Here is a 1076-nt window from a genome sequence, read left to right as displayed (position 1 = left end):
CGTTGACGCTTAACGGGTCCATGTCTTCGCTAAAGATCACCTGGAACTCGCTGGCTAGCTCATCACCGCTTTGGCCATCGCCCGGAAAACGGGTCACGTCCGTGACCGTCGGAGCGACAACATCCGAGACGGTGACCCCCAGGACGTATTGGGCCAGTGGCCCTGGGCCTCCCGATGTGCGGCCCAGCGGATCGGGCCGTTCACTGAGCGATTGAAGGGCGCCACTGTGATAATCCTGCCACAACCCGGTGCTTGTTTCGAGATAGGCATAGTCCCAACTATTGCCGTTATTGGGTTCCCCGGTGGCCCAATTGGTGTAGCTCAGCGGCGTGCCGTCGGCCCACACGAAGGTCCCTTCGGTCTCGGTGTCGGACAGTCCGATCAAGAAGTTTCCGGATGCCCCGAACGTCTCTGCGATCCAAGCTTGCTCAGCGGCGTCGTTGATCGTGACCAAGTGACCACCGCTCAGTTGCGCGGTCGCCTCAGCGTTATCCCAACTCTGGGAGGGAAGCATTTCATAGAAACGTCCATCACGCACCGTACCACTGGTCACTTCGGCGTAATAGTCATCCAAACCGGTAACAGTCCACTGCAGCGGTGAACCATCGGCAATCTTTTCGGCGACGACATCGCCGGCGCTGTTTCGAATCCGAAGTTGACCGGCTAGCGTACTGCCGCTGGGTAACGTTATCTCCAAATCCACCACATTACCGGCACTCAGTCGTCCCAGTGAATAAACATCCTCGTCTCGATTGGTACCCTCCGCTGACATGACCGTCCCGGCAATCGCACCGGACACTTCTCCCGCTCCGGAAACGGTCAGCGAGACCGGATTGGCGGTGGCGATCGTATCGTTGCTGTAGTTTCGATCTGACTCCAGGTCGATTCCACGGGCCAGGTCCACCCGCAATTGATAGTTCCCGATCTCTTGCGTTTGAGACCAGTAGTGTTTCGAGACCCGAGCGTAGTAAGTTCCAGTCTCGGGCAACTCGTAGTCGCTTAGCAGCGACGCATTCCCCGGACCCCCGTTGCTATCGCTGCCAAGACTTTGGCCCGAAGCGTTGTAGAGGCGGACC

Annotated in this window: 1 protein-coding gene; it reads right to left on the bottom strand. The window is 58.5% G+C overall.

Annotated features, from left to right (window positions below):
* On the bottom strand, positions 1 to 1076 hold a 1076-nt coding region (locus Q31b_RS27735), incomplete at both ends, for a C-type lectin domain-containing protein (RefSeq protein ID WP_197172554.1).

Source organism: Novipirellula aureliae, from assembly GCF_007860185.1.
Lineage (GTDB): Bacteria > Planctomycetota > Planctomycetia > Pirellulales > Pirellulaceae > Novipirellula_A > Novipirellula_A aureliae.
This window is presented reverse-complemented; position numbering and strand designations above follow the sequence as displayed.